Annotated in this window: 25 protein-coding genes; 10 read left to right on the forward strand and 15 right to left on the reverse strand. The window is 41.3% G+C overall.

Annotation, left to right across the window (positions count from 1 at the left end):
• Window positions 1-17: 17 nt before the first annotated feature.
• Both H7R46_RS00140 and H7R46_RS00145 read left to right on the forward strand, forming a co-directional pair.
• Window positions 18-1307: a hypothetical protein gene (locus tag H7R46_RS00140; protein ID WP_005066551.1), complete on the forward strand. Its 1290-nt coding sequence runs from the start codon at window positions 18-20 to the stop codon at window positions 1305-1307.
• A 77-nt stretch (window positions 1308-1384) separates the two neighbouring features.
• Window positions 1385-2116 (forward strand): sulfite exporter TauE/SafE family protein, encoded by a 732-nt coding sequence (locus H7R46_RS00145; RefSeq protein WP_005066553.1) that lies wholly within the window; start codon window positions 1385-1387, stop codon window positions 2114-2116.
• Window positions 2117-2124: 8 nt separating this feature from the next.
• Here H7R46_RS00145 and H7R46_RS00150 read toward each other — a convergent pair whose 3' ends face one another.
• From H7R46_RS00150 to H7R46_RS00165, 4 genes are all read right to left on the reverse strand, one after another.
• Window positions 2125-3015: a LysR family transcriptional regulator gene (locus tag H7R46_RS00150; RefSeq protein ID WP_005066556.1), complete on the reverse strand. Its 891-nt coding sequence runs from the start codon at window positions 3013-3015 to the stop codon at window positions 2125-2127.
• A gap of 79 nt (window positions 3016-3094) precedes the next feature.
• Entirely contained in the window at window positions 3095-4390 is a 1296-nt protein-coding gene (locus H7R46_RS00155; protein ID WP_002119102.1) for a solute carrier family 23 protein, read from the reverse strand.
• A 297-nt stretch (window positions 4391-4687) separates the two neighbouring features.
• Window positions 4688-7372, reverse strand: coding sequence for a phosphoenolpyruvate carboxylase (gene ppc, locus H7R46_RS00160; protein WP_005066558.1), 2685 nt, complete (start codon window positions 7370-7372; stop codon window positions 4688-4690).
• A 170-nt stretch (window positions 7373-7542) separates the two neighbouring features.
• The gene (locus H7R46_RS00165) at window positions 7543-8166 is read right to left on the reverse strand and encodes a TetR/AcrR family transcriptional regulator (RefSeq protein ID WP_002119184.1); all 624 of its coding nucleotides are present in this window, start codon (window positions 8164-8166) and stop codon (window positions 7543-7545) included.
• 148 nt (window positions 8167-8314) lie between these two features.
• Here H7R46_RS00165 and H7R46_RS00170 point away from each other — a divergent pair, with 148 nt between their 5' ends.
• From H7R46_RS00170 to dnaJ, 4 genes are all read left to right on the forward strand, one after another.
• A complete protein-coding gene (locus tag H7R46_RS00170) occupies window positions 8315-9421 on the forward strand; it encodes an efflux RND transporter periplasmic adaptor subunit (RefSeq protein WP_005066561.1) in 1107 nt (368 codons plus the stop codon).
• Window positions 9418-12543: an efflux RND transporter permease subunit gene (locus H7R46_RS00175; protein ID WP_005066563.1), complete on the forward strand. Its 3126-nt coding sequence runs from the start codon at window positions 9418-9420 to the stop codon at window positions 12541-12543. Before H7R46_RS00170 ends, H7R46_RS00175 begins: the two co-directional genes overlap by 4 nt.
• A gap of 139 nt (window positions 12544-12682) precedes the next feature.
• Window positions 12683-13060 carry a membrane protein gene (locus tag H7R46_RS00180; protein WP_002119294.1) on the forward strand — a complete coding sequence of 126 codons (378 nt, stop codon included), beginning with the start codon at window positions 12683-12685 and terminating at the stop codon, window positions 13058-13060.
• Between the two features lie 103 nt (window positions 13061-13163).
• On the forward strand, window positions 13164-14276 hold the full coding sequence (gene dnaJ, locus H7R46_RS00185; RefSeq protein ID WP_002119101.1) for a molecular chaperone DnaJ: 1113 nt from the start codon (window positions 13164-13166) through the stop codon (window positions 14274-14276).
• 114 nt (window positions 14277-14390) lie between these two features.
• On the opposite strand, the gene H7R46_RS00190 is transcribed toward dnaJ, so the two are convergent.
• Window positions 14391-14744, reverse strand: coding sequence for a hypothetical protein (locus H7R46_RS00190; RefSeq protein WP_005066567.1), 354 nt, complete (start codon window positions 14742-14744; stop codon window positions 14391-14393).
• A 183-nt stretch (window positions 14745-14927) separates the two neighbouring features.
• On the opposite strand from H7R46_RS00190, the gene dapB reads away from it, so the two are divergent.
• Complete coding sequence (gene dapB, locus H7R46_RS00195) at window positions 14928-15749, forward strand: 4-hydroxy-tetrahydrodipicolinate reductase (protein ID WP_005066570.1); 822 nt, start codon at window positions 14928-14930, stop codon at window positions 15747-15749.
• A gap of 50 nt (window positions 15750-15799) precedes the next feature.
• Entirely contained in the window at window positions 15800-16453 is a 654-nt protein-coding gene (locus H7R46_RS00200; protein WP_005066572.1) for an START domain-containing protein, read from the forward strand.
• A 40-nt stretch (window positions 16454-16493) separates the two neighbouring features.
• On the opposite strand, the gene H7R46_RS00205 is transcribed toward H7R46_RS00200, so the two are convergent.
• Both H7R46_RS00205 and dkgB read right to left on the reverse strand, forming a co-directional pair.
• Entirely contained in the window at window positions 16494-17684 is a 1191-nt protein-coding gene (locus tag H7R46_RS00205) for an MFS transporter (RefSeq protein WP_005066574.1), read from the reverse strand.
• Between the two features lie 4 nt (window positions 17685-17688).
• Window positions 17689-18492, reverse strand: a complete 804-nt coding sequence (gene dkgB, locus H7R46_RS00210; RefSeq protein WP_005066576.1) for a 2,5-didehydrogluconate reductase DkgB — start codon at window positions 18490-18492, stop codon at window positions 17689-17691.
• A 120-nt stretch (window positions 18493-18612) separates the two neighbouring features.
• Between dkgB and H7R46_RS00215 the strand changes: the two genes are divergently transcribed.
• Window positions 18613-19515 (forward strand): LysR family transcriptional regulator, encoded by a 903-nt coding sequence (locus tag H7R46_RS00215; RefSeq protein ID WP_002119144.1) that lies wholly within the window; start codon window positions 18613-18615, stop codon window positions 19513-19515.
• Here the strand turns inward: H7R46_RS00215 and H7R46_RS00220 are convergent.
• Entirely contained in the window at window positions 19499-19873 is a 375-nt protein-coding gene (locus tag H7R46_RS00220; RefSeq protein ID WP_005066578.1) for a hypothetical protein, read from the reverse strand. The genes H7R46_RS00215 and H7R46_RS00220 overlap by 17 nt on opposite strands.
• 90 nt (window positions 19874-19963) lie before the next feature.
• Here H7R46_RS00220 and H7R46_RS00230 point away from each other — a divergent pair, with 90 nt between their 5' ends.
• On the forward strand, window positions 19964-21388 hold the full coding sequence (locus H7R46_RS00230; protein WP_005066581.1) for a PLP-dependent aminotransferase family protein: 1425 nt from the start codon (window positions 19964-19966) through the stop codon (window positions 21386-21388).
• A gap of 2 nt (window positions 21389-21390) precedes the next feature.
• Here H7R46_RS00230 and ahr read toward each other — a convergent pair whose 3' ends face one another.
• From ahr to H7R46_RS00265, 7 genes are all read right to left on the reverse strand, one after another.
• Entirely contained in the window at window positions 21391-22419 is a 1029-nt protein-coding gene (gene ahr, locus H7R46_RS00235; RefSeq protein WP_005066582.1) for an NADPH-dependent aldehyde reductase Ahr, read from the reverse strand.
• Between the two features lie 38 nt (window positions 22420-22457).
• Window positions 22458-23018 (reverse strand): DNA-3-methyladenine glycosylase I, encoded by a 561-nt coding sequence (locus H7R46_RS00240; RefSeq protein ID WP_005066585.1) that lies wholly within the window; start codon window positions 23016-23018, stop codon window positions 22458-22460.
• A 30-nt stretch (window positions 23019-23048) separates the two neighbouring features.
• On the reverse strand, window positions 23049-23294 hold the full coding sequence (locus H7R46_RS00245; RefSeq protein WP_005066589.1) for a hypothetical protein: 246 nt from the start codon (window positions 23292-23294) through the stop codon (window positions 23049-23051).
• Between the two features lie 9 nt (window positions 23295-23303).
• Window positions 23304-23840 carry a M23 family metallopeptidase gene (locus H7R46_RS00250; RefSeq protein ID WP_005066592.1) on the reverse strand — a complete coding sequence of 179 codons (537 nt, stop codon included), beginning with the start codon at window positions 23838-23840 and terminating at the stop codon, window positions 23304-23306.
• Window positions 23841-23887: 47 nt separating this feature from the next.
• Window positions 23888-24922 (reverse strand): A/G-specific adenine glycosylase, encoded by a 1035-nt coding sequence (mutY, locus tag H7R46_RS00255; protein WP_005066597.1) that lies wholly within the window; start codon window positions 24920-24922, stop codon window positions 23888-23890.
• Window positions 24923-25062: 140 nt separating this feature from the next.
• Window positions 25063-25425 carry an HIT family protein gene (locus H7R46_RS00260; RefSeq protein WP_005066600.1) on the reverse strand — a complete coding sequence of 121 codons (363 nt, stop codon included), beginning with the start codon at window positions 25423-25425 and terminating at the stop codon, window positions 25063-25065.
• A gap of 184 nt (window positions 25426-25609) precedes the next feature.
• Window positions 25610-26347: a dienelactone hydrolase family protein gene (locus tag H7R46_RS00265; protein WP_086260911.1), complete on the reverse strand. Its 738-nt coding sequence runs from the start codon at window positions 26345-26347 to the stop codon at window positions 25610-25612.
• Window positions 26348-26430 lie beyond the last annotated feature (83 nt).

The following is a 26430-nucleotide window of genomic DNA, read 5'->3' on the forward strand; positions in this document are numbered from 1 at the left end:
TTTTAGAGGCACAACTCATGTCACTGCTACGCCGTTGGTTTGACCCTATTCGATCGAGCTGGTTTTACCAAAAGCCTTCTCGTCAAGCGGTGTTACCCACGGAAAATGGTTTAAGTATTTATTTACGACTTGATGATGTGTATAGCTATTTGGCTGTTCAGCAATTGTCTCAGCTAGATGAAATTTTAAGTGATGAACTTAAGCCTTTAAAAATTATTATTTCTCATACGGCTTCTGAACCTCCAAACAGCATGTCGCATGAAGAGTGGCAAAATTATTGTCTGAATGATGCCAAGATATTAGCCAAACAACATCGTTTCGGTTTCGATGAATTTCCAGAAATCCCAAGCCCAGAATCTTTAAAACAAGCGGCAGTCATATTAAAAAGAACTCCATTACAAGGTCAGAACTTCTTCCATCTATTAGAAGATATTTTTCACATGCTTTGGCAACAACAATATGGAAAGTTGCGTACTTTACATGCCATGGCAGTTAAACATCAGCTTCCTCAACATTTTTCAGAACGCATTTTTACGGATGAGCCTGTACCTGCGGCATACTTTGAATTTGGTGGACGTAAATATCACGCAGTAGATGATTTATTACGTTTGACTCGTCGTCTGAAGCAGCAAAAGTTACTGACGGGCAATCCAATTTTTTTAATTAATCATATCGAATGGCGTGAACATTTGATTAATGATGCTGAGGCGCTTACCGAGATTCAGACGCTTCATCCTGAGCTTGATGTCTATATTGCTTTAGAAGACCCAATGAGCTGGTTGTTACTTGCCTATATTAAGGAAGAGCTGGCTGATTATTATGATATTCAACTAAAAGTTTACCCTTTAAGTTATCAAGGTCGAGACTGGTTTGACTGGAGTTTGGCGACACGTGTTTCTAAACGAACAGGTGTGGCCTTTACGCCATTTTGTCGCCCTACTGAGGAAAGCACATTAGAGATGGCAAAGCTTTTCTATAGTGTGCAAGAGAATCAGCAAATCGATACAATTTTTACGATATTGCAGGCAGTTTGGACAAAAGGAAAAGATTTATCTTTCTTAAAACATTTCCAACAGTTACAGCAACAGCTTGGGATTGAGCAGCTAACCGACCAAGATGTGCAATCTGTTTTGGCGCAGAATGATGCACTTTGCAAAGACAAGCATCAGCCTGATTTACCGGTTTTAGAGCTGCGTATTGATGGTCAGACCTACGTATTTAATAGCTTGTATCGTGTATGGATGATCGAAAGTATTTTTAGTAATGTATTAGAAGAGAAATATAAAACAGCCTCAACTTTTAATTGAGGCCTACTCCTAAAAACAAGAATAGGGCAGTACCTGTTTTTTCCGTAGCATATCCTTTAAGGAATCGGAGATAAACAGTGACTTTTTTAGCAATTATTATAGTGGTCTTTGCCTTCGCTGGCATGATTAAAGGCATGATCGGTTTAGGATTGCCGGCGGTATCGATGGGCTTACTCACTATCGCAATGAGCCCTTTTCAGGCAGCATCTCTGCTCATTGTCCCTTCAATGGTCACCAACGTCTGGCAGCTTTTTGCTGAAGGACATGTCTGGACTTTTATTCGCCGTTTCTGGACTTTGCTTGTCGGCATTATAGTAGGTTCAATATGGAGCTTTTTACCTACTTTAAGTCAAAGTCATGGGCATAGTAGTGAGATTTTATTAGGCTGCATGTTGGCCCTATATGGACTCTATGGTCTGTGCGTGAAGAAACTTCCACACTTAGGGAAGTATGAACGTTGGCTATCACCGATTATTGGATATATCGGCGGGGCAGTGACTGTAGCAACAGGTGTCATTATTATTCCAATCGTTCCTTATTTGCAGTCTTTACATTTAAAGCGGGATGAGTTGGTTCAGGCTTTAGGACTAACGTTTACTGTCTCTACCATTTGTCTTGCAGTCTTTTTACACCACAACCCTATGTCGGGGATGACATTGGATTATCGTTTATCTTTTGCTGCATTGTTGGCGGCGCTCGTTGGAATGTGGTTAGGTAAAAAAATCCGTTATCGGTTAAATGAGCAGTTATTTCGCCGTATCTTTTTTATAGGTTTGGTGTCATTAGGGCTTTATATGATTTTGCATTAAGCCAATTTTTAAGGGCGATGTTGCAATAAAAAATCGGCAAATTGTTTATAACTATTAGGTAGCTGATTGAAATTTTGTGTAGTCAAAAGCAGTTTACGATTTGCCCATGCACCTAGCAGTTGAATGGAATGAAAATCATAGTCCGATTGCAAACGCTGTGCGGCACGAGCTGGCATAATCGCAATTCCGACACCTTTGGCAACGACCTCAGCAATCGCCCCAAAGTTAGGTAAGCGCAAACGGTACTGTATGTTAAAGCCTAATAGCTTAGCTTGAGTTTCGATGGACTGTTGCAACGAATGATGAGGTTTAAGGCCAATAAAACCATAACTTAAAGCCTCTACCAAATTCAGCTGTTGGTGTTGAGCTAAATTGTGAGTAGGAGGACAAATCAGAACTAATGGATCACTAGCAAATTCCTTAGTTTGCAGATGTCTGGTATCAAAAAAATTTGAGACCAGGCCAAGGCTCGCAATTCCTTGGGTTAATGCATCTACAATTTCTGAGCTTTCTGCTTCGTGCAAATCGATATTCATTTCAGGATGAAGTACTAAATATTGCGGTAATAACGGAGGCAAATATTCGCTTTGAGCAGAAGAGTTACACCAAAGCGTTAATGGCTCTATTGTAGAAGACTTAAAGCGCTGCATTTCTTGTTCGAGTTGATCTTTTTGTGCTAAAAGCTGACGAGCATGTTCTACAAAAGCATGTCCCGCTGTGGTGAGCTCTACGCCTGTAGTTTGGCGAATAAATAAAGGTGTTTCAAAATACTGTTCGAGTTTTTTTATACGCTCACTCGCCGCCTGAAGTGAAATTGCAGAGCGGTCAGCACCTTTAGTGAGGCTACCAGTAGAGACAATATGAAGGACCAGCTGTAAATCAAAAAAATCAAAACGCATGATAGGAACGTATTGAAGCGCAAAAATTTATCATACTAAATCGGAATGAAAAAAGGCAGCTTACGCTGCCTTTCTAAACTTAAGTTTTATCTTTTAAACTAAACAACCAATTTAGGATAATGGCCGCAAATGTTGCTGTACCAATACCTCCTAAATTGAAATTACCGAACAATAATTCAAAGTTACCTGCACCTAAAATAATCGTCACAGAAGCAACTATCAGGTTTTTATTATTAGAAAAATCAACTTTGTTTTCGATCCAGATTTTGGCCCCAGCAATGGTAATTAAACCAAACACAACAATAGACGCGCCTGTTAAAACAGCACTTGGAATAGTACTAATTACCGCACCAAATTTTGGAGATAAACCTAAGAAAATTGCAAAGACACCTGCGATCACAAAAACAATGGTTGAGTACACACGAGTGACTGCCATCACACCAATGTTTTCACCGTAAGTAGTCATCCCTGGAGCGCCGACACTACCAGATAATGTTGTTGCCAAACCATCTGCAACAAATGCTTTACCTAATTGTGGAGTCAGGTTTTCACCAGTCATCGCGCCAACAGCTTTAATATGTCCTAGATTTTCTGCTACTAAGATAAGCGCAACTGGCGCAATAATTAGCATAGCATTCGTGTCAAAAGTAGGATGAGAAAAGCTTGGAATCCCGAACCATGCGGCTTGTGAGATCTGGCTAAAATCGATTGGTTTACCTAAACCTAGCCCATTGGTGGTGATGGCATAAATCACATAGGCCAAGATCAAACCAATCAACAGAAGCAAGCGTTGCAACAGGCCACGAGTAAAGACTGCAATACTACCCATACAAAGTACGGTAATTAAGGCCATCCACATTTCAAATGGTTGGCCTGCAACACCTTTAATCGTAACAGGTGCAAGGTTCAGACCAATAATCATCACAATGGCACCAGTCACCACAGGCGGCATGAGTTTTTCAATCCAGCGTGTACCAGTAAGCATCACGATAAAACCGATGATGGCATAAAAAACACCACATGCTACGATTCCACCTAAAGCCATAGATAGATTTGGATTGGCACCTGAACCTGTAATATGCCCAGTTGCAGCTGCAACCACCCCAATAAAGGCAAAACTTGATCCTAAATAACTTGGAACACGACCACCTGTAATTAAGAAAAACAGAATGGTGCAGATTCCAGACATTAAAATAGCAAGGTTAGGATTAAAACCCATGAGTAAGGGTGCTAAAACAGTCGCTCCAAACATAGCAAATGCATGTTGAATACCCAAAACAGCACTTTGAACGGGTGGGAGATATTCATTGGTAGAGACTGGCCGATGGTCAATATCACCTTGGTAAGGCTGCCATTTTGGAAACCAATTGGACATAAAATAAGCTCATTATTCTTTAATTGCTGCCATGATACTCTTTCTTGGGAATGCATTTAATCTCTACAGAGAAGTATGTGAGTGAAAAGTAATTATTTTTTAACGATTGGTATAATTTTAAAAAAACTAAATGTGCGTATTTAGTTATTTTTTTCTCATAAATATTAATTTTATGATTTTTAAAAAATATTCAAAAAAATAGAAAATCGGGGAAAATTTAAGAAAAATAGAGAATTTTGCAAGTAAAAAGCAGCACATCAAGATGCACTGCTTTATAAAACAATTGGTAAAATTAGCTTAACCTGTATTACGTAAACCAGCAGCGATACCCGCGATACTCACCATAAGTGCATGGTCAACAGGGGTATTCTCAGCCTGACGTTCAGCGAGATAATCACGACGTCGTTTCATGAGTTCGGCCTGTAAAAGATGCAAAGGTAGTAAGTATGGTTTACGAACCTGCATAGATTGATCGAGAACTTCATTATTGCTAAGAAGCTTTGATTCATCTTTCAATTTAAGTAGCGTTTCAACAGCATCTTTTAGTCGTTGACGTAATTGATTACCGAGCACTTTTAAATCTTCATCTTCAGTCAAATGAGACTCGTAATAGAGTGCAATGTTGGCATCGGCTTTAGACAATACCATTTCCAGCATATCAATCAGCGTCTGGAAATAAGGCCATTGCTGAAGCATTTCATCAAGTGTTGCTTTTTGCTGATCGGCAATCACTTCATTAATGGCAGCACCTGTACCTAGCCATGCAGGCAACATCAAACGGATTTGTGTCCAAGCAAATACCCATGGAATCGCACGTAAAGACTCGATGCCGCCACTCACTTTTCGTTTTGCAGGACGCGAGCCTAAAGGCAACATTTGTAATTCGAGTTCAGGCGTAACGGTCCGTAAATACTTGACAAAATGTGGGTTTTCACGAACTGTCTGGCGATAGACCTTAACAGAATGATCAGTCATGCGATTCATGAGTTCACGCCACTCAGCCTTAGGCTCTGGTGGTGGTAATAAGGTCGCTTCAAGTGTTGCTGCGGTATAGATCTCAAGGTTTTGCATCGCAATTCCTTCTAGACCGAATTTGAAGCGGATCATTTCCCCTTGTTCAGTGACTCGAATTGCACCAGAAATCGAACCAGGCGGCTGTGAGAATAGAGCTTGTTGGGTTGGTGCGCCACCACGGCTAATTGAACCGCCACGACCATGGAATAGTGTCAACTGTACGCCGTGTGTTTGAGCAATTGCAGTCAGCTCTTCTTGAGCACGATATTGCGCCCAGTTGGCAGACATGAACCCTGCATCTTTTGCAGAGTCGGAGTAACCGATCATGACTTCGTGTTTACCCTGAATGTGCTGTTTATACCAATGCATATTGAACAGCGTATTCATGGTAGTTGCAGCGCCATCTAAGTCTTTTAAAGTCTCAAATAGAGGAACTACACGTAAAGGATGCTGAATACCTGCTTCTTTTTGCAATAACAACACAGCTAAAACATCACTTGGATATTCAGCCATCGAAATAATATATGCCCCTAAAGACTCAGGTGGTTGGTCTGCCAAAGTACGCATGGTTGCAAATACTTCTTGAACATCTGGATGACCAATCAAACTGCCTTCAGGTTCATTAATATATTTCGGTAAAAGCGGGCGTTTACTTTGTAATTCTTGAATGAGGAAATTTTGGCGCGCTTGTTCAGTCCACGATTCAAAATTACCTAAACCTAAATATTCGGTAATGGCTGAAATCGCTTGGCGATGACGGCCTGATTCTTGGCGAATGTCGAGTTTAAGTAATTCAATACCAAAACAGTTCACACGGTAGATAAAGTCGAGCAGTTGACCATTCGCAATTTCAGGTAGGTTACTGTCGATTAAAGAGCGATAGCATAGCAATAATGGTTGTAAAAGCTCATCTTTGCTTTTAATGACATTGCTGTCGTCTGCTTCTAAGCCTTGTAAACGCTGAGCTAACCAGTGTCGAGTCGCTTTTAAACGCTCTCGTGTAGCACGTAAATATTCACGATAAGGTTCTGCATGTTGGCTACCAATTGCCTGAATCATTTCTTCAGAACACGTCTGGATTGAAAGTTCCCAACGTAAGTTTTCGATATCTCTTAGGTAAAGGTCAGCAGCCTGCCAGCGTGATAACCACAGTACTTCTTGGGTAATTTGATGGGTAACATTTGGGTTGCCATCACGATCTCCACCCATCCAAGATGCGAAACGTACTGGTGCAATATTAAGTGGTAAATTGAGTTGGCAGTTTTCTTGAACTAATTCATTTAACTCGCGAATGAATTTAGGTACAGCATTCCAAAGTGTTTGCTCAATTGTGGCAAATCCCCATTTTGCTTCATCGACTGGAGTCGGACGGTGTTGTCTGATTTCATCTGTTTGCCAAGCCGAACTAATTTGTTGCTTTAAATTCGCAAGTGCATTTTGGCGTTCGCGTGGGGTAAGTTTTTGCTGATCAAGCTGTGAGAGGCAAGCGTTAATATCATCATATTTTTGAATGAGGGTACGACGACTCACTTCAGTTGGGTGCGCCGTAAGTACTAACTCAATTTTAAGATCGCAAATTTGCTGGAATAGTTTTTCTGTTGAAATACTTTTATCTTTAAATTTTTGAAATAAGTGAACCAGCGGATTCGGAGAGTTTGCATCCGAATCAAACTCTGCCTGTCTGCGGCTACGGACCACATGATATTGCTCGGCAATATTGGCAAAATTGAGGAAGTGAGAAAAAGCGCGGGTGAGAGGAAGTAACTCTTCATCGGGCAGTTCTAAAAATAATTGTTCTAGTTGCTTTTCGGCTTCAGCTTGACCATCACGTGCACCTTTGGCAAGAGCACGGATTTGCTCGATCTGATTAAACAGTTCTTGTCCTGCATGTTGTTTTAGGGTTTCACCTAACAAATTACCAAGTAAGCGGACATCCTCACGCAGTGGCGCATCGATTTGCTGAACCATGCTATTTTCTCCTGTTCTTATTCTTATCGAATATAGCGCGATTAACAAACATTCCAAGCTTTGAGCGTAAGAAAATGTGAATTTTTGCTTAAAAAATAACATTTAATTCGCTTGTAGTGTCTTAAAAGCTGGCATGCACTTAGCGCAACTTTTGACAATCGGACTTTGGTTTAATTCCGATATTTGAGCAAGAATAAATTAATTGCGTCGCGAATAATTTGCTCTAGCTCCTGTGCATTTGGGGCAGCAGTAATGCCCAGTAAAACCTTGTGATGGCGTACACCAAGCAATAAGGTCAAAAGCAGCTCTGTTTGATAGATCGGATCATCGGCTTGAATGAAACCTAATTGAGCAGCTTTTTGAAAAAACTCAGCTAATTGATTCTCCATTCGTGTATGTGAAGCTTCAAAAAACTGTAGGGCGAGTGGGTTCTGTTCGGCTGCAAGCTCCAACAATACATGATCAAGCTTTAATGCTTCAGGTGAATAAATAATTTGTAAGGCACGTGAACATACAATAAAGAGTGTTTGATAGAAGTCTGCCGATGTATCTAAGTCAAATTGTTTAGTGCACAGTGTCTCTTCACAAGTTTCCGTAATCGCACAGATAAACAGGTTCACTTTATCTTGAAAGTGGTTATAAACCGTGAGTTTAGTAACGCCTGCTTCCTGTGCAATCTGGTTCATGCTAGTACCGTGATAACCGGATTTTAAAAAAATAGCTTTCGCGGCTTGTAGGATACGAGCACGCTTTTCCAGATCTTTGGGGCGACCACTTTGATTAACTGTTTGCACAAAACCCTCTAATAAAAGTTTAGAAAAATAAATATTTATAAGTTTTTTTTAATTAATGTACTCGCAGGTATATTAATTAAAAAACAAACAAATTATGATGCAAGCATATTGTGCCTTAAAAAATCAGTTTGAATAAGAGCGATAAGATATGAATCTGTTAAAACCTCTCATCATGAGTATGGTGATTGTTTGTACGGTCACATTAATGGGATGCAGTAAAGAAGCACCCAAAACAGAAGAAATACCCTATGTGATGGTGGCGCAGCCATTAACCACACTCAATGAACAAAAAAGCTATGCAGGGGACGTGCAGGCTAGACAACAAACGGCTTTGGCATTTCGGGTTGGTGGACAAGTTACGGCGCGCTATGTGGATGTAGGCGACCGAGTTAAAGTTGGACAAGTATTAGCAAAACTCGATGTGGCAGATGCTCAGTTACAATTAAATGCTGCTAAAGCCCAACTGGATAATGCACAGGCTTCGGCAAAAACAGCAGCAGATGAACTTAAACGTTTTCAACAATTACTCCCGATTAATGCAGTGAGCCGTTCGCAGTATGACACTGTAAAAAATCAATATGACGCGGCACAAGCGGCATTACAACAAGCTCGTTCTAACTATGAGGTTTCTGCCAACCAAACTGGTTATAACCAACTCGTTTCTAACAAAAATGGTGTTATTACAGCGCGAAACATAGAAATTGGACAAGTCGTGGCAGCAGGACAAGCTGCTTATCAACTGGCAATTGATGGAGAGCGTGAAGTTGTTATTGGCGTACCAGAACAAGCGGTTAGCGAGATTAAAGTTGGTCAAGCGGCTTGGATCACCTTGTGGTCTAAACCGAATGAAAGGTTTGCCGGATATGTACGCGAAGTTTCTCCGGCGGCGGATCAGTCTCGTACCTTTACAGTGAAAGTTGCACTCAAAGAAGGGCAGTCTGTTATCCAACTTGGACAAAGTGCACGCGTATTTTTTACCTCAACTCAAACCAACGTGATGAGTGTGCCACTTTCGAGCGTTTCAGCAACAGATAATCAGCCTTATGTCTGGGTTGTTAATGCGAATCAGACTTTACGTAAAGTACCTGTAACGGTTGGTGCATATGGCAGAGACAGTGTACCCGTGCTATCTGGTTTAACACCAAATGATTGGGTGGTGATTGGTGGTGTGCATTTGCTACGCGATAAGCAGAAGATTCACCCGATTGACCGTGAAAACCGTGCGGTGAAAATTCAGGGAGCAATCCAGCCATGAAATTCAATCTCTCGGAATGGGCATTAAATAATAAAGGTATCGTCCTTTATTTTATGCTGTTACTTGGCATTATCGGCGCGATCTCTTATTCAAAACTCTCACAAAGTGAAGACCCACCATTTACCTTTAAAGTCATGGTTGTACAAACCTATTGGCCGGGAGCAACAGCGAAAGAAGTTTCAACGCTGGTGACTGACCGTATCGAAAAGGAACTGATGACAACAGGGCAGTATGACAAGATTATGGCTTACTCCCGCCCAGGGGAGTCGATGGTTACGTTTGTTGCCAAGGACTCGCTGACATCGGCACAGATCCCTGATGTTTGGTATAACGTTCGTAAGAAGGTGAATGATATTCGCCATGAACTACCAAATGGTGTACAAGGCCCATTTTTTAACGATGAATTTGGGGACACTTTCGGTAATATTTATGTACTGACAGGCAAAGACTTTGACTATGCACTTTTGAAAGAATATGCAGATCGTTTGCAATTACAGCTTCAACGAGTCAAGGATGTCAGTAAGGTCGAATTGATTGGTCTACAAGACCAAAAAATATGGGTTGAGATTTCTAACACTAAAGCGGTGCAGCTCGGAATTCCAGTTACAGCGATTCAAGAAGCCTTACAAAAGCAAAATAGTATGGCAAGTGCTGGCTTTTTTGAAACGGGTACAGACCGTATTCAAATTAGAGTAAGTGGTCATCTACAAAACATTGATGAAATTAAAAAAACACCTTTATTGGTCGGTGATAAAACCATCCAGCTTGGTGACGTTGCTGATGTTTATCGTGGTTTTAGTCAGCCTGCTCAACCACGTATGCGTTTCATGGGTGAAAATGGTATTGGCATTGCCGTTTCGATGCGTAAAGGCGGTGACATTATTGCCCTTGGTAAAAATCTAGAAACAGAATTTGCCCAACTGCAAAAGACCTTGCCACTCGGCATGAAATTGCAGAAAGTTTCTGACCAACCTGTAGCAGTACAACGCAGTATTCATGAGTTTGTGAAGGTACTCGCTGAAGCAGTCATTATTGTCTTGTTAGTGAGTTTTTTCTCTTTAGGCTTCCGTACGGGATTGGTGGTCGCTTTTTCTATTCCTTTAGTTTTAGCAATGACCTTTGCCGGTATGAGTTTATTCGATGTCGGGCTGCATAAGATTTCACTTGGTGCTTTGATCTTGGCGTTAGGCCTGTTAGTTGACGACGCCATTATCGCCGTCGAGATGATGGCCATTAAGATGGAGCAGGGCTATAGCCGGATTAAAGCCGCCGGATTTGCGTGGAAAACCACAGCATTTCCAATGTTAACCGGAACACTCATCACTGCGGCAGGTTTTTTACCGATTGCTACGGCTCAGTCTAGTACAGGCGAATACACACGCTCTATTTTTCAGGTCGTGACCATTGCTTTATTGGTGTCTTGGATCGCGGCAGTTTTATTCGTACCTTATTTAGGTGAAAAGCTATTACCAGATTTTACCAAGTTAGGACATCAGGCCCCTTGGTATGTCCGTTTGTGGGCAAGATTAACGAAAAAACCGCAACCGCAAACTGTGGCAATTTCACAGGACCATCATTACGATCCTTATCAATCTAGTTTCTATTTACGTTTTAGAAAGATGGTCGAGTTTTGTGTGACCTACCGTAAAACCGTGATTGCAACGACGGTGGGGATTTTTGTGCTCTCTGTGCTGATGTTTAAACTTGTACCTCAGCAGTTTTTCCCGCCTTCAAACCGTGCCGAGATTTTAGTCGATTTAAAACTTGAAGAAGGCGCTTCTTTAACAGCAACAGAACAAGCTGTGAAAAAGGTTGAAAAATTCCTGTCTAAACAAAAAGGTATTGATAACTATGTGGCCTATGTAGGGACAGGTTCACCACGTTTTTATTTACCTTTAGACCAGCAATTACCGCAAGCCAGCTTTGCTCAGTTTGTTGTACTCGCATCATCACTTGATGATCGTGATGACATTCGTCGTTCGTTAGAAACACAAATTAAGCAGTTACTCCCACAAGTCCGTACTCGTGTGTCATTACTCGAAAATGGCCCACCTGTGGGTTATCCATTGCAATATCGTGTGTCAGGTGAAGATTTAAATCTGGTACGTAAAGAAGCACAGCAAGTCGCTAAAGTAATGAGTGAAAACCCGAATACCACCAATGTGCATTTAGATTGGGGCGAGCCAAGTAAGATCATTTCCATTCAAATTGATCAAGACCGTGCTCGACAAATGGGTGTCTCTAGTCTGGATTTAGCGAACTTCATTAATGCATCAATTACTGGTAGTACGATTGAGCAATATCGTGAAAAACGTGAACTCATTGAAATTCGCTTACGCGGGGACCAAGCAGAGCGCGTTGAAGTGGCTTCACTGGCAAGCTTAGCTGTGCCAACGAACAATGGAACCACTGTACCTTTAGCTCAAATCGCGAAGATTGAGTATAAGTTTGAAGATGGTTTGATCTGGCATCGTAACCGCTTACCGACGATTACTGTTCGCGCAGATATTCGTACCAATTTACAGCCTGCTACCGTTGTGGGTGAGTTAGCTGAATCAATGGATAAGTTACGTGCTGAATTGCCAAGTGGCTATCTCATTGAAGTGGGTGGAACCGTAGAAGAGTCTGCACGTGGGCAAGATTCTGTGAATGCGGGTATGCCACTCTTCTTGGCAGTGGTCATGACATTACTGATGATTCAGCTCAAAAGCTTGTCTCGCTCTACCATTGTGTTGTTAACAGCTCCACTGGGTTTAATTGGTGTTGTTTTATTCTTACTGTTATTTAACAAACCATTTGGCTTTGTGGCCATGTTAGGCACAATTGCGCTCTCTGGCATGATCATGCGTAACTCGCTTATTTTGATTGATCAAATTGAGCAGGACCGACAAGCGGGACATCCAACTTGGGAAGCAATTATTGAAGCGACAGTGCGACGATTCCGTCCAATTATTTTGACTGCTTTAGCCGCTGTTCTGGCCATGATTCCACTTTCGCGAAGTATTTTCTTTGGTCCGATGGCAGTTGCGATCATGGGCGGATTGATTGTTGCCACCTTACTGACATTATTTTTCCTACCTGCACTCTACGCAGCGTGGTTTAAGGTGAAAAAAACCGCATAAAATACATAAATTTTTTGTGAATAAAGGTGCGAAATATTGAAAACTCCAATATAGTAGCACCTGTCTTTACACAAAAAATACAGGATTATTTCACTGCATAAAAAATAGGCAAAATGCAGTGAATTGAGGTGAAATACAGATGGGGCAAGACCATATCGAACAGCATCGCCGCTATATAGTAATTTCTTATGCGTTCATGTTTCTTGCATTGTTTACGGTTATTTTTGCGGCCTTTGCTTATTTGGTCGCTCGTAAAGTGGCAGTTGTAGATAATGCAGAAGTTTGGATTCATGCGCATGCGCTATGGATTATGCGCAATGCGATTCTATTTCTATTTATGGCAATTTTTGCTGTTGTCTGGTTTATTCCGCTCTTCTTCTTTGCATGGGATAGTAATCTTTGGGTCACAGCCTCTACGGTTGCTGGCGTAGTTTTTAGCGCTATTGCGTGGTTATTTCTATTAAATGCATGGTTAAAAGGCTTGTCTAAATATTTAAAAAATAAGGCAGTTTTTTAATATATCTATTTTTTAAACATTTCCCCCTTGTAAATTCGGCTAAAGCCCCCCATTTAGTCGGCAATAGAGTATTGATAAAATTCCGTGAGGAGCACCGCCAAAAATGGCTAAACGTGATTATTATGAGGTTTTAGGCGTTTCAAAAACCGCAAGTGATGATGAGATCAAAAAAGCCTACCGTAAATTGGCGATGAAATATCATCCTGATAGAAACCCTGACAATGCCGAAGCTGAAGAGAAATTTAAAGAAGCTGCTGAAGCTTATGAAGTTTTATCGGACAGCGAAAAGCGTAGCATGTACGATCGCATGGGACATAATGCGTTCGAAGGTGGCTTTGGCGGGGGCGGTGGTGGCTTCGGCGGATTTAGTGCAGAAGATATTTTTAGCCAGTTCGGTGATATCTTCGGTGGCGCATTCGGTGGTGGTGGGCGTCAACAGCGTCAACGTCGCGGATCAGATTTACGCTATGTAATGGAACTTACCCTTGAAGAAGCTGTAAAAGGGGTTAAAAAAACCATTACCTTTACTGCTCCAGCACCATGTGATGTGTGTGATGGTAAAGGTTCTAAAAATCCAAAAGATGTTGAAACCTGTAAAACTTGTCATGGTTCAGGACAAGTTCGTATGCAGCAAGGTTTCTTCTCTGTACAACAAACATGTGGTACGTGTCGTGGTCAAGGTAAAATTATTAAAAACCCTTGTCAGGCATGTCATGGTTCAGGTGTTGCCGATCGCCAGCAAACGTTGGAAGTTACAATTCCAGCGGGTGTAGATAATGGTGACCGCGTTCGTTTGAGTGGTAAAGGCGAAGCAATTCGTGATGGCCAATCAGGTGATTTATACGTTGAAGTCGTCGTTCGTGAACACGAAATTTTCCAACGTGATGGCGCAGATCTTTATATGGACGTACCAGTGAGCATTGCTGATGCTGCACTTGGTAAAGAAATTGAAATTCCAACTTTGGAAGGTCGCGTTAGCTTGAAGATTCCTGAGGGAACTCAAACAGGTAAATTATTCCGTTTACGTGGTAAGGGCGTTCGTCCAGTACGTAGCAGCATGGTGGGTGATTTACTCTGCCGTATTGTGGTAGAAACACCAGTCAACTTAAATTCTCGTCAACGTGAATTACTTAAAGAGTTGCAAGCTTCTTTTGATGGCGAAGACAGTGCTTCTTCACCGAAGAAAAAATCATTCTTTGATCGTTTGTTCGATTAATACTTGATTAGATAAGAAATTAAAAAGAAGGCGGATATTGATAAAATATCCGCCTTTTTATTGCGCTGATTCATCTTATTATTTTTATTCTGCTTAAAAGAAAATTACGTCTGCTTACTCTGTAGGGTGAGCAACATCAATATCATTAACACTGACAGTCGGTTCGCTAGAAGCAAGAGTAGGAGCATTTTCGATCACTGGTGCGGCTACTGCTTCTGCCTGTACAGCTACTTTCGGTGCTTCTGCTGTTTTTTCGCCAATAATTGGGTCAATATCTTCAACTTTAACGTCAGCATTGGCATCGCTTGTTTGAGCTGTAGGCGTTGCTGTTTGAGTATTTAAGTTTGTTGTAATACGCGCTTTAGATAAGCTTTCTAATGTGTCTCCTGGCTGGATTGCAGGCTCTGCAAATGCCACTGAACTCATAATCCCCATCATTACTGTAAAACCAATAATTCTCGAATGCATGCTGAACTCCTTATAGTCATCTTTTTCTCATTCGTGGCTCCGTAGTCTGCCGATCAATTCTTTAACTTTTGTGAAAACAGATTAAATTTCGTCCTAACTCAAAAAATAATTTTTACTTTTTAAGATGAGCAAAGAGTTTTGATATAGTAGGTAAATTACGTAAAACCGAAGATTGGGAAGATTATGTCAGCAGCTCCACGCATTGGTATTTTAGGTGCAGGCGGTCGTATGGGCCGTATACTTATTCAAGCAGTTCAACAAGCAGGCTATCAATTAGGAGCAGCCGTTGTACGCCCAGAAAGTACTTTAATCGGTGCTGATGCTGGTGAACTTGCAGGGGTAGGTTCAATTGGAGTGAAGCTTACAGGAAGCTTGGCAGAGGTTCTTAAAGACTGTGACGTCGTAATTGACTTTTCTACTCCTGTTGCAACATCTGAGCATCTAAAGCTATGTCGTGAAGCTGGAGTAGCTATAGTAATCGGGACAACGGGCATGTCAGATGAGCAAAAAGCTGAGCTAGACGAAGTTGCCACCCATATACCTGTGGTTTATGCTGCGAACTATTCAGTGGGTGTAAATGTATCAATCAAGTTACTTGAGCTTGCAGCAAAAGTATTTGGCGATACAGTAGATATTGAAGTGATCGAAGCTCACCACCGTCATAAAGTAGATGCGCCGTCAGGTACAGCATTAATGATGGGTGAAGCAATTGCAGATACTTTAGGTCGTAACTTAAAAGAAGTTGCTGTGTATGGACGTGAAGGGCATACAGGCCCACGTGACCGTCAAACAATTGGTTTTGAAACCATTCGTGGTGGTGACATCGTTGGCGAACACACTGTGATGTTCATTGGTGAAGGTGAGCGCGTTGAAGTGACTCATAAAGCCACTAACCGTATGAACTTTGCTGCTGGTGCAGTACGAGCTGCTGCATGGGTTGTGGGCCGTGAAGCGCGTAAATATGACATGAAAGATGTTTTAGGATTGAACGACGTACAGGTTTAAAACCCTGTCCGTATTCCATGTGTAGCGAGAAAAACAAGATAGAGCAGAACATGAATAAAAAACAAATTGCCTTGACCACTCTTCTTTGCTTAAGCAGCCTCTGGACGGGGGCTGCTTCTACAGAAAAAGCTAAACTCAGCTTAGACCGCAATAATATTAAAGTCTGGACCTATCAAAAAACTGATAATCCAGTCTTTCAATATAAAGCAGAAACGACATTTGATGTGCCACTTGAGCGCGCTGTCGCTGTGATTTTAGATGTAAATCGTGCTGATCAGTGGGTGCCTTATATGGGCAAAGTTGAAATGTTGTCTCAAGATGAGAAAAAAGGTGAGTTCACACTGTATATGGTGTTGGATTTTCCGTTTCCTTTGAAAGATCGTGATGTCGTTGTAAAAGGAAAAATGAGCAAGGCTGCAAATGGCGTTGTGACAATTAAAAATACTGCAATTAGCGGAAATTATCCGATACAACCTGATGTAGTGCGCTTAACACGCTATGAAGGGGATTGGACATTCCAGAAAGTTGCAAATAATAAGGTGAAAGTAACCACCAGTGGTTACGCTGACCCTGCTGGTGCAATCCCGTTGAGCTTTGTAAATATGTTTGTTCAACAGCAACCTTATCAGATGCTGCTTAAAATGAAGCGGGAAGTGACTAGTCCGATTTATGAACACCCTAAATTACCAGATATTTTAAAATAAATAGCTTAAAAAAAGCGCCTGAGATCAGGCGCTTTTTTTATTAATCTGAACACTGCTGTAAAGCTTGTGCAGGGCTACTTTCACGTTTGATTTGAAATAAAACCAATAACAAACCTAAACCAGCTAGTAATGCTCCAGCAAATGATACTGCGCTATAACCCCAACCTAAATCGAGTACTAACGCACCTGCTGCTGCACCTACGGCATTACCTAAGTTAAACGCACCGATATTTACTGAAGAGGCAAGTCCCGGTGCTTCATGAGCGACTGACATTACACGCATTTGCAAAGGTGGTACTAAAGCAAAGGTTGCTGCACCCCAGATCACTAATGCAATGGCTGCTCCAATCTGGCTTTGTGCAAGAATTGGGAAAGTCACCATCATCACAATTAACAGAACCAAGAAACCAATCAAAGTTTTATTAATGGACAAATCTGCAAAACGTCCGCCTAAATGGTTACCAATTGAGAAACCGACACCAATCAGCACCAACATGAACGTAATGAAGGTAGGTGAAGCATGGGTAAACTCAGTCAAACTTGGCGCAATATAGGTGTAGAGTGTAAACATTGCACCTGCACCGAGTACGGTGGTGAGTAGCGCAAGGACCACAGGAGTACGCGTTAATACCTTTAATTCAGCTTTCACATTTGGTTTTTGGGCAACCATACCTTGTGGGAGCGCTTTCCATAAAGCGAGCATGGTAATTACACCAAGCAAAGAAATCGCAAGGAAAGACATACGCCAGCCAATGTTTTGCCCAACCCATGTTGCTAACGGTACACCACCGATATTGGCAATGGTTAAACCCATAAACATGGTTGCTACAGCACTGGCCTGTTTATGTGCGGGCACAATGCTTGCCGCTACAACAGAGCCAATCCCGAAGAAGGCACCATGGTTTAAGCTTGTGATGAGACGAGCACCTAATAAGCTCATATAGCTTGGTGAAAAGGCTGCGATTAGGTTACCGACCGTAAAGATCGCCATCAGCAAAATAAGCGCATTACGTCGTGCAAAACCACCAAACCATAGGGTCATGAATGGGGCACCTAGCATGACGCCAAGTGCATAACCCGTAATTAACATACCTGCCGTTGGAATTGAAATCCCTAAATCATTAGCGATATTCGGCAACAATCCCATTGGTGAGAATTCAGTGGTGCCAATGGCAAAGGCACCTATTGCCAATGCCAATAACGAGAACGCCGTATTTGATTGAGTGTTCATGAGTTTAGTCCCAAACTGGTGCCCATGGCTCTGGGCTAACTTCACGACTGTTACGATCAAGTTCGGCAATCATTTGCATTTCAGCTGAAGTTAACTCGATATCCTGTGCTTTTAAGTTGCTAATCAGGTTTTCACGTTTAGTCGAAGATGGAATGACTGTAAAACCACGTTGCAATGCCCACGCTAGTGCAATTTGTGCTGTTGTTGCTTTATGTGCTGCTGCAATTTCAGCGAGAACTGGGTCTTGAAGCACTTTACCGTACGCAAGTGTCATATATGAAGTCACATCAATATTCTTCTCTTGTAAGAAATTCACAAGCTTATGGTTTTGAAGATAAGGGCTTAACTCAATCTGGTTGGTTGCAATATGCTCTACACCAATTGTGTCAATTGCTTGTTGAGTAAGCTCAATATTGAAGTTTGAAATACCAATTTGTTTAGTTAAGCCCTGTTGTTTTGCTTCAAGTAAAAGCTTCATAACTTCAGGAATCGAAACGCCTAAATCTGGCGCTGGCCAATGGATCAATGTGAGGTCAACATGGTCAGTACGAAGCTTTTGTAGGCTCTCTTTTAAGCTTGGAATGAACTTATCTTGAGCAAAATTATCTACCCAGATTTTTGTGGTTAAAAATAAGTCCTGACGTGATACACCGCTTTCGGCAATGGCTTGACCAATCGCTGCTTCATTATCATAAATTTGAGCAGTATCAATGACACGGTAACCTACGTCTAAAGCAGTTTTAACAGAATCAATAACTGCTTGTTCTTTAAGACGGAAAGTTCCTAGACCAAAACGTGGGATATTCATGTGTTTACCTAAATTTGAATAATCATTTAACTTGATGTGCATTTTGCTTTTTTTATTGTTGCGAAAAAATAGATGAATAAGCAAAATATCTTTGATCATTAGTCAATAATGGAATAAGACATGAAATCAACAATTGAAGAGCTGGTCGCGTTTATCGCAATCGTTGATACAGGCTCTTTTGTTGCGGCGGCAGAACATTTAAAACAAACACCTTCAGGAGTCAGTCGATCTTTAACACGCTTAGAAGCTAAGTTAGATGTGACTTTGTTAGAGCGAACTACACGTAAATTGAAACTCACTCAAGAAGGACAACAGTTTCTGGTAAAGGCCCGCAAAATCTTAAATGAGCTAAATGCGGCTGAAGAAGAACTACAAAAATCTGATCAGGGGACTGCGGGACTCATTCGCATTGATTCAGCAACGCCGTTTGTCTTACACGTAATTGCGCCGTTAATGCATAAATTTCGTGAGTACTATCCAAATATTGAAATTGAACTCAATAGTAATGATCAGGTGATTGATCTATTACAGCAAAAAACCGATGTGGCATTTCGGTTTGGGGAACTTAATGATTCGAGTCTGCATGCCAAATTAGTATGTAGAAGTCGCTTATTTATCGTTGCAAGCCCTGAGTATTTAGCAATTAAGGGTACACCGACACAACCTGAACAGCTTGAACAGCATGATCTGATTGGTTTTACCAGACCTGCCTATATTAATAGCTGGCCGATTAAAGTCGGCGATGAATATTTTTTTGCACAAGCAAATATTAAAGCTTCTAGTGGTGAGACGGTACGCCAACTCACGATTAGAGGCCATGGTATTGCACGACTATCTGAATTTGAAATTTGGAAAGATATTCAAGAAGGACGTTTGATTGCATTATTCGAAGACCAAATTGAACATCAATATCAAAGCATCCATGCTGTGTATTATCAACAAGAGCATCTACCAAAACGGATTCGTTTATTTATTGAGTTTTTGGCAGAACAGTTAAAAGACGGTTTTAAAAACGCTCTCTAAAAGTAGTGTAACTGTCAGTTGGAAAATGAACTTCTAAAAGTGGGGTCGTTTGTCCTTGTGATGAATGTTGAGATAGAAAATAGCTTTTTTGATGTTCTCGGCAGCTAAAATACAAAGTCGAATAAACCGAGTTCACCATTACAACTTCATTTGAGCTATTCCGTTTATATTGATAATGAGAAATCGTACTGGTCTCGTCATCAGTGCGTTGCTCCATTTTATAGTCTTGTTGATTTGTCATTTTTAAATAGCCTTCTATGAGGCTTTGGCAAACAGTATATCTGTACTGCTCATCTTTTGGTTGTTGTTGGCAACCAGCTAAAACAATAGTAAATAACAATATAGCTTTTAATTTCATGACTTTGCTACTTTTTGAGTTGATTTCTATAGCCTAAAGGTGTTCTATAAACCAGTACAGATACAGAAATTTTTAAAAAAGCAGCACAGAATGACTTTCCAATATCAGGTTCTTGCCAATCAATTAGCACATCGTATTTATCAAGATGAGCTTAAACCTCATCAGAAACTTATTTCTTTACGAGATTTTGCTCGTCAGCATGGTATTAGCTTAAGTACAGCAAAAAGTTGTTATGAGTTACTTGAGGCGAGGGGGCTTATTTATGTAAAGCCGAAGTCAGGTTATTTTGTGGTTGCTCGTGCACAATCGGGCCCCATTCCTGAAAGTCCAGATTTCTTGTCTTTACCTCGACAAGTTTCAAATCTGGAATTGCATAATCAAATTCAGGAAGCTGCCTTACAAAGCCATCTTGTACCATTAGGCTCTATTCAGTTAACGCCTCATTTTATTCCTGTGGAAGGTTTACGTCGTTCTATTCAACGGGCTTTAAAAAATTGTCAGCCTCAAGACTTTCTTTATTGTAATAAACAAGGGCATGAGCAATTAAGAAAAGCGCTATCCGATCATTGGCGTGAAGATGGGATTTTTATCGCAGCAGAAGATATTTTTATTACCAATGGCTGCATGCCTGCTTTGTCTTTGGTGATTCAACATCTAACAGAAGTAGGCGATAGTATTTTAATTCCGACACCTACTTTTAATGGACAATTACAGCTTATAGCAAGTTTAAAACGGCAGATTATTGAAATTCCAGCGCATCATCGAGGTATCGATCTTGAGCGCTTAGAATCATTTATGAAGCAAGGTTTGGCTAAAGTTTGCTTAATGACAGCCAACTATCAAAATCCTCTAGGATATTGTTTAAGTAATGCAGAAAAACAAAAGATTGCCGAATTAGCAGCAAAGTATCAGTGCTTTATTATCGAAGATGATATTTATGGAGAGTGTGGTTACAGCGGTGAGCGACCATTACCTATACGCTATTGGGACCGTGAAGGCTATGTGATTTGGTGTGGGTCAGTTTCTAAGTCATTGTCGAGTGCGTATCGCGTAGGGTGGTTCTGTTTAAGTGCGAAGCTACAACATTTAAGGCTTGAGCTGGTAGCCAGTAATATTGGGGTTAATACACCGCTACAACTAGGCCTAGCTGATTTTATTTATAGTCGTGGTTACAGGGAGCATTTAGAGCAGTTAAGACCGAATTTGATGCGGCAAGTCGAGGAGTATCGTAGTTGTATTTTAAATGCGTTTGAAGGTATTCCAATTGCATTGAGCCAACCAGAAGGTGGTTATGCTTTATGGATGCAGTTACCTAAAACTGTAGATAGCTTGGCGCTCTATTACACTGCAAAATCTCACGGAATTACCGTAGTTCCTGGGCATGTTTTTGGTGAGGATGAACGCTATCGGCATTTTATTCGTTTAAATGCAGGTCATGAGTTAACAGCAGATGTCCGCCAAGCAATTAAAGACTTAGCGGACTGGTCACGGCAACAGATGAAAACAGTAAGTTAGGTTTATTCTGCAAAGTCTGCCTTAAGCACAATGCGGTAGCGTGCCTGACCCGAGTGTAGACGTTCAATTGCTTCATTGAGCTGTGACATTTGAAATAGCTCAATTTGAGGCGCAATTTTTTTACGTGCAGCAAACTTTAAAAGCTGACGTAGTGCAGCAGGTGACCCCGTAGGTGAACCAGTTACTGACTTAGCACCACCAATAAGAGAGCCAACAGAAACAGGAACAGGCTCAAGCGTAAGACCTAAGAAATGTAAGGTTCCGTTTGGTGCCAGTGTTGCAATAAAAGCAGACCAATTTAGAGTCACATTCACGGTACTTAGCAATAAATCGAATTTACCTTTTTGAGCTTTTACTGCCTCTGTATCGCGACTATTTACCACATGGTCGGCTCCCATTGCTTTGAGTTCTTCTGTTTTGTCAGGATTAGAACTAAAAGCAGTAATTTCACAGCCCCACGCTTTAAGTAGCTTAATGGCGATATGACCTAAACCACCAATGCCAATTACACCGACATGATGCGTTGCCTGAATTTTGTGTTTGAGTAGTGGGTCAAAAACGGTAATTCCGCCACAAAGTAAAGGACCAGCACTTTCAGCGTCTAAATCTTCAGGGAGGGGAATGGCCCATTGCCAACCTGCACGGACCTTATCGGCAAAGCCACCAGCATGCCCGACGATTGTTGCAATATTTCCACCTGTACACAGTACTTGCTGACCACCAATACATTCATCACAGGCTTGGCAACTTTCAGCTGTCCAACCAATACCGACACGCTGTCCAATTTGTAGACCTTTGGCTTCTGAGCCCAAAGCAACAATTCGTCCAATAATTTCATGGCCTGCAACCACAGGGTACACGGTTGAACGCCATTCATTGTTTAAAACAGAAATATCAGAATGACATAAACCACAATATTCAACTTTTACCTCAACCTGATGCGGTTGTAATTCACCTGCGTCAAATTGATAGGGAACCAGTTTTTCACCTGCCTGCATTGCAGCATAAGCTTGAATCGTATTATTGCTCATCGGAAACTCCTTAAGCGGCTTTGAACCGTTCTGGTGGGTTATGAAGCTTTAAATTGACAATCGTTTTCATGATCATCGACCATGCCTACTGCCTGCATAAAAGCATAGCAGGTGGTTGGGCCAACAAATTTGAAACCATTCTTTTTAAGAGTTTTGGAAAGTTTTACGCTCAGTTCGGTTTGAGCAGGGGCCTTACGATAATCTACAACATCATTGTTTTGTGGAGCTGCATCTACAAACTGCCAAAGCCATGTAGGAACATCACCGACTTGTGCTTTGAGCGCTTGCCAAGCAATCGCATTATCACGAATGGCTTTGAGTTTCCCCAAGTGACGAATTAAGCCAGCATCGGATAATTTTAGTTCTAGAAAATCATCTGTAAATGAAGCAATGTCTGCAATCGGATGATTAAAAAAATGCTGACGATAGCTTTCTCTTTTTTTCAGTACGGTAATCCATGAGAGGCCCGCTTGCTGACCTTCAAGACAGAGCATTTCAAATAATCGTGCTTCGTCGTGTTCGGGTTTACCCCATTCTTCATCATGGTAAGCAATATAGAGTGGATCGTCGGAACACCATCCGCAACGTTGAGTTTTCATGATAATGCTCCTTATATTTATCTTAGAATTTTAAAGTTTAAATAACACCCATTCATTCGGGCGAGTATCCCAATAATACAGTTCTGCTTGTGTTAAGTCTTCAAACTTTAGCCAAAAGTCTTTGCCAACTTTGTCTGAAAAACCGGTACTGATCAGTAGGGCATCATCGCTGATTTCCATGATCCAGCCTTGATAGCTATTGCCATTTAAAACGATCTTTTGCTGGTTACCAGACTCGGCAAACTCTACTAAGCGATTGATCAGCGCTTCCGACATAAAATGTTCCTAGCGTAAATATGAATAAGGATTAACAGCACCACGCCCTTTACCATCTAGATAAAGACCATAATGAAGATGAGGTGAAGTATAACGTGCATTGCCCGTATTGCCGACATAGCCAATGAGGTCGCCTTTTTTGACATAGTCACCCACATTTAAGCCACGTTTGTGACCATCAAGATGAGCATAATAATGCCATGTTCCTGCTGGGCCTAAAATCCAGATGACTTTGCCACCCAAGTTGTTATTACGAAGATCTGCAACGAGTCCTTCGGTTGCACTGTACACTTTGGTTCCACGTGGAGCCAAAATATCAATTCCTTCGTGACTACGGCCCTGACTCCGAGCAGCTCCCCATGTGTCTTTTAATTCATCCCGGTCAATACCTTTTACAGGTACAGGTAGTCGACTTGGAAGCTGCATACTTTTGAGTTTGATGACTTCAGCAGGTGGAAGTGGGGCAGGTTTTTTAGGTGCACTGGCACAGGCCGCCAATAGAATAATCAGAAAACCAAGTGAGAAATGAGAAACAAAACGTCGCACAAAATACTCCCTGTCACAGCCATATCAAAATTATTTTACTCACTATGTCATGAACGGCTTGTCGAGATCAATTTTTTCATAGCGGTTGGAACACCTTTGGTAATGGCTTGTTCCGGACTCAACCATTGACCTTCAAGTTCAATAGCCAGATGTTCTTTTTGATCAGGTTCCACGTGGAACACGTGAGCATTAAGTAACCATGTAAAATGAGTGAAGCTATGGCTGATCTGAAAAGTTTGTGCATGAGGCTGTAATTTATATTGCTGGCTTATGCTCAGTCGTTCATGTTCATTTTCTAAAATAGGTAAACAGAATAAACCGCCCCATAGACCATGAGCTTGACGTTGTTGCCAGAACCATTCACCTTCGCACTGAATAATAAGAACATCTGCTGTTTTAACAGGCGGTGTTTTTTTCGGTTTTTTAAAAGGTAATTCTTGTTCTAACCCTTGCTGATAAGCCTGACAATGAGCTTGCATTGGACAATATAAACATAGCGGTTTTTTAGGCGTACAGATGGTTGCGCCGAGATCCATAATCGCTTGAGTGTAGTCATGATTGCGATGTGTAGGGCAAAGCTCTTCAGCCAGGTTCCACATTTCACGCTCGTGCTGTGGTTTGCTTAAGTCATCTTCAATGGCAAAGAAACGAGCTAAGACGCGTTTCACGTTGCCATCCATGATGACGCCGTACTGACGTAAACCTAAAGACATGAGCGCGCCTGCGGTAGAGCGACCAATGCCAGGTAACGCAATCCATTCTTCTAGCGTTTCAGGAAATTTACCTTGCTGCGTGACAAGACCAGCCGCTTTATGCAAATTGCGTGCACGAGCGTAGTAACCGAGGCCAGCCCAATAAGGTGCTACTTCATCCCAAGTTGCATGACCTAAAGCGTCTACCGTTGGAAAGCGCTCCATAAAGCGGTCAAAATATTGCAAGACCGTTTTCACCTGAGTCTGTTGTAGCATAATTTCAGAAACCCAAACTTTGTATGGATCATCGGCAACTTGCCAAGGCAAATCGTGACGACCATGTTGATCGAACCAGTTTAAAAGGGCATCAGAAAAAGAAAATTCAGGCATGAACAGCTATAGAAGAGAAGTAAGGGCTAAATTATAGCTGAAATTTAGATGAAATTTTGTTTAAAGCAAACGAAGAAAATGGACATATAAAAACAGGGACTACATCAAAAATGTAGTCCCTGTTCTATGGGTAAAAAGAATTAATCCTTTTGTACACCCCAACGTTGATCAAGTTTCAACGGTTGGTTTTTATAGTATGGAATGACATGAATGTGGAAATGGTCAGAAGTCTGTCCAAACACTTCACCATCATTAAAGCCAATATGAAAGCCATCTGGCTGATGGCGAAGCTGTGTCTCATGACGGGCAATTTCAAGAAGTGTAAGCAAGCCTTGATGTTCTTTAGACGTAATGTCAAAAAAAGAACTAACATGGCGCAGTGGTGTTACTACACAGTGGCCTTTAGATAACGGATTAGAATCAGGCAAAATTACGGCAAATTCATTCTTATCAATGATGTCATATTCATCAAATTCGCAATACGGACATTTCTTGTCAGTCATTGTTGTATCCTCTCATGTTATTCCATTAAACCCCGAGTGCGGGAAATAAGACTAGGCTTTGCTCTAGCTCAACGGGAGTATAGTTATTGAAGTATGGTTTAAAAAATACAGTAAAAATATTGCAAAGTCATAAACATTTAAGGGAGCAAATGCAAAAAAATCATTTGCTCCAAATTTGCTTCTTTTATTTTAGAGTACGATCTAATAAAGCGTACATTTTAGCAAGGCCTTGTTTTTCCGCTTCGCTATTGTAGCCAAGGTCCACACCGTTCGCTTTAGCTCTTTCATCGGCAAGCGGGTTACTAAAGCCATGTTTAGCACCTTCTAAAACCACTACTTCATTTTTAACCTCAGCAGCTTGCATCTCTTTTTCAAAATTAGCAACATCTTCTAAGGTGACCATACTGTCTAATTCACCATGTAGAACTAAAACTTCACCTTGAATGTCGCCTTTTTGAGCAGGAGCTTTAGGCGTTAATGTGCCATGGAAAGTTGCAGTCGCTTTTAGTGGAGCACCAGAACGCGCAAGATCTAATACGACTTTACCACCATAGCAATAACCTACAGCGGCAATTTTTTCACTGTTTACTTCCGGCTGAGCAGCTAAAGTTTGAAGCCCAGCATTGGCACGATCAGTCACCGTGTCTAACTCTTCAAATGTCTGCATCATCCATTCATAGGCTTGAGCTGCGGTGGTTGTAACTTTTTTATCACCATACATATCAATTGCAAGCGCAGCATAGCCGTGTTCAGCAAGTTCACGTGCGCGTTGCTCTGTATATTCGTTACGTCCCCACCACTCAGGAGCAACAATCACACCCGCAACAGGTGTTTCGCTATCTGGAGCCGCAAAGTAACCAATTAAATGGCTACCATCTGGTGCAGTATATTGAATTTCACGGGTTTGAATTGCAGTACTCATGACATTAATCCTGAAATTTAAATCGATTTAAATACGCTTGATTAAAGCATAAAAATTAAGAACTAAAATAAATAACTATGTAA

It is taken from the genome of Acinetobacter sp. BEC1-S18-ESBL-01 (genome assembly GCF_014169935.1).
Lineage (GTDB): Bacteria > Pseudomonadota > Gammaproteobacteria > Pseudomonadales > Moraxellaceae > Acinetobacter > Acinetobacter pittii.